Below are 3,280 nucleotides of genomic sequence, written 5' to 3'. Positions count from 1 at the left end.
AAGCGGTTCCAGCACGTTTAGGAGCCCCAACTGACCGCTCAACTGGCCGATTCCAATCGTCCGCCCATTGCTTGCGCCCAGTATTCTTCCACTGCTCTGCCCAGCACAACAAGGCTGCCAGACTTCAACTCAAGCGTCCTCATAAGTCTTGATGAACCCGTCCGGTATCGACACAAGCGCATTGCTCACCATGCTGGGCTTGATCGCTGCCGTCTGGGCCGTAGTGCCGAGCACCGCAAGGCTCAGCTTCCGGCTCAGCCTCACGTGGCTCGACTGGCTAGTCCTGTGGGTGGTGGTTCTCAGCATCCACGGGTTCTTCTTTGAACCTGTTCTCAAGGAACTTGGCTTCCCTCATCTGGGCCCGTGGCTATGGGGTTTCGACAAGAGCGCTACGCAGTACTCGCTGTTTCTGCTGCTGGCAGCCTTCGTCTATTGGCGCTCCAGCAGCACCAAGCTCACGCGATGGAACATTGGACTCTTTGACGAACTCACCACTGCGCTACTTCACGCTGGCAAACACGAGGGTGAGCGTCTGGCCGGCCCACCTTGACGGCAAGCAGGGGTTCAGGCTTGCGCGGATGTCCAGCGATGCGGCAGCAGTTCGTCGAGCTGGGTGTTGAGCAGCGTCGGCAGACGCTGCAGCACGTCGCGCAGGTAGGCCCACGGTTCGTGGCCATTCATCCGTGCCGATTGCACCAGGCTCATCACGATGGCAGCGCGTTGGCCGGCGAGTTCGCTGCCCACGAACTGCCATGCCTTGCGTCCCATCGCCCAGGGCTTGATCTGACGCTCCAGGTGGTTGTTGTCGATGGCCACAGCACCGTCGTCGAGGTGCCGCGTCAGCGCCGCCCAATGGCCCAGCGTGTAGTCGATCGCCTTGGCCGTCGCGCCGCCGTCCGGGACCAGCCGTCGCTCTAGGCCCAGCCACTGTCTGAGCTCGTCCCATAGAGGCTTGGCAAGCCGCTGCCGCTGAGCTCGTCGTTCGTCGTCGCTGAGGCCCTTGAGTTCGCCCTCGACTTCGTAGATGCGGGCGAACCGCCGCAGCGCGTCAACCCCGATGGGGCTCGTGCCCTCGTGCGCGAGCTCTTCGAAGTTCCTGCGCGCATGCGCGGCGCATGCGGCGCTGATGCGACCCGGGTAGTGCTGTGGGTCCACTACGGTGTCGTACGCACCGTAGCGGTCCGTGAGCAGCGTTCCGCACCATCGTCGCTCGCCCAACATGTCGTCACCGCCCAGGAAGGCCACCGGGTACTGCGCGCCGCGCCCTCGGCAGAACTCGTAGATGACGCCCGGAACGGCGTCGTGCCAACTTCGCGCGTAGGCCCACATGTACGCCCTGCGCGTCTTGCCTGCGCCGGGGTCCAGCAAGGCCACCGGCGTCTCGTCGGCTTGCAGGACTCGGCAATCGAGGATAAAGCGCTTGTGCAACTCGTACAGCGGCTCCAACGCCGCGCCGACCTGGCCTGAGCCGGCCGCCAAGGTCGAGCGCGGGGTGTGCACGCCAGAGCGCGCGTTGATGGTCTCCTGCCGGTAGTACGGCAGGTGATCCACGAAGCGGCTGATCACGGTGTGCGCCAGCAGCCCGCTGGCGGCGATGCCGCCCTCCACGATCTCCGGCACGCTGCTCGCCTGCCTGAGCACCTGGCAGTGCCTGCACGCCCACTTGCCGTAGATGTGGCGATGTACGAAGAACTCGGCCGGCACGATGTCCAGCCGTTCGGTGACGTCTTCGCCGATGCGGGTCATGGGCCGCCCGCATTCTGGCTCCTGGCAATCGGTGCTGTCGGGCTCATGCCGGTGCTCGACGCGGCGCAGGTGCTCCGGCAGCGCTTGGCGACGTGGCTTGCGCGGCGCCGGCTTGGGTGGGTTCCCGGCAGCTGTTGCGGCCGCATCTGCTTCACGACGCAACCGATCGAGCTGCGCGCGCAGCGCGGCTTCGTCCTCGGCCAGCGATTCTTCGAACAGGCGACGCTGCTCAGCGTTCATCGCCTCGGACTTCGCTCCGTACGTCCAGCGCTTCAGGCGGGCCAGCTCGAAGTTGATCTTCTCGATCTTGGCCTCGCGCAGCGCGATCTCGCGGTCCTTGCGCTGCAGCAGCACGTCGCGCTGAGCCAGCTCCTCAGCTCTCTGCGCGAGGGCCTGGTCGCGCTCGCACAGTTGCTGCGCCTGGTCCTGTACCTGCTGTTGCAACCGGGCAATCAGCGCGGCGACCTCGGGCGGCAGGCCCTGAGGATCCGAGGGAGGAAGACCACGCATGCCGAGCATGCGTGGCATCGTGCCAGAGCGGGCCGACCAGGCCCATCGGCACATGCACCGTCAACCGGTTCACGGCTGACGTACTCCCACGGCTCAGGCCCGCGTGATGACGCTCAGCTCGGGCAGGCGCTGCCACGGTAGGCCCAGCACCAGCGCGTCGAACTGCGCGGATGTCAGCGCCAGTGATGGCGCGACGCTGGCCGCCACCGGCCAGACGAAACGGCCAGCGTTCAGGCGCCGGGCCGCGCACCAGATGCCGAAGCCGTCGTGCACGAGCAGCTTGATCCGAGTGCCACGCGCGTTGGCGAAGAGGTAGCCGTGGTGGGCCTGCGCGACACCGAACACCTGCACCACGCGCGCCAGCAGCCGCTCGGTGCCGGCGCGCATGTCGATGGGCTCGGTCGATAGCCACATGGCGTCGATGCGGATCACCGAAGGAGCTCGCGCATCCAGGCCGCACACTCGCTGGCCGCACTGGCCGGCCAAGTCACCGTGACCGCGGTCGCGCCGCGCTTCAACTCGATGCGGATATCAGGCAGCGCAGTCGGCTCGGTGGGCGCAGGCAGGTGCACCGGAACGAACGAGGACCTGTGCTCAGGCGCCTGGACTTCACCAGGGGCCATCCCGCGAAGGGCGCCGGCCGTGGGCTTCATCTCGGCCTCGCGCACCCACCGACGCAGCAAGTTGGCGTTGACGCCATGTGCCATCGCCACCGCCGCCATCGACATGCCCGGTTGCAGGCAACTGGCCACCGCCTCGGCCTTGAATTCATCGCTGTGCGTGCGACGTCGACGGCGCGGGCCAGCTTGTAGATCAGGGATAGTGTTCACGTGTCCACCAACAGTTGAAGTGGACACGAGGCTCCTATGCGTCTACCCGACATTCAAGATGGTCGGACTGGACGCTCACACACGAGGAGCTCACGGACCTGTTGCAGCGACACCTGCGGTCAGCGCTAGACCTTGCGCAACCTAGAACTGTGCGCAGCAGAGTTGCCACCTTCATCAGACCCGCGCGCCCCACC

At 66.1% G+C, this 3,280-nt stretch carries 4 protein-coding genes; 1 reads left to right on the top strand and 3 read right to left on the bottom strand.

Going from position 1 to position 3,280, the window contains the following annotated elements; all coding sequences use genetic code 11:
• The first annotated feature begins 151 nt into the window (after nt 1-151).
• Complete coding sequence (locus AB7U92_RS24395; protein WP_428583005.1) at nt 152-550, top strand: hypothetical protein; 399 nt, start codon at nt 152-154, stop codon at nt 548-550.
• A gap of 14 nt (nt 551-564) precedes the next feature.
• Here AB7U92_RS24395 and tnpC read toward each other — a convergent pair whose 3' ends face one another.
• The 3 genes from tnpC to tnpA all read right to left on the bottom strand — a co-directional run bounded on the left by tnpC (nt 565) and on the right by tnpA (nt 3,086).
• Nucleotides 565-2,265 (bottom strand): IS66 family transposase, encoded by a 1,701-nt coding sequence (gene tnpC / locus AB7U92_RS24390; protein WP_428583003.1) that lies wholly within the window; start codon nt 2,263-2,265, stop codon nt 565-567.
• A gap of 84 nt (nt 2,266-2,349) precedes the next feature.
• On the bottom strand, nt 2,350-2,670 hold the full coding sequence (tnpB, locus tag AB7U92_RS24385) for an IS66 family insertion sequence element accessory protein TnpB (protein ID WP_428583001.1): 321 nt from the start codon (nt 2,668-2,670) through the stop codon (nt 2,350-2,352).
• A gap of 14 nt (nt 2,671-2,684) precedes the next feature.
• Complete coding sequence (gene tnpA, locus AB7U92_RS24380) at nt 2,685-3,086, bottom strand: IS66-like element accessory protein TnpA (RefSeq protein ID WP_428582999.1); 402 nt, start codon at nt 3,084-3,086, stop codon at nt 2,685-2,687.
• Nucleotides 3,087-3,280: the final 194 nt, after the last annotated feature.

This window comes from Piscinibacter sp., from assembly GCF_050175855.1.
Classification (GTDB): Bacteria; Pseudomonadota; Gammaproteobacteria; order Burkholderiales; family Burkholderiaceae_C; genus Piscinibacter.
The sequence above is the reverse complement of the archived record's forward strand: the minus strand, read 5'-3'. Positions and strand labels throughout refer to the sequence as shown.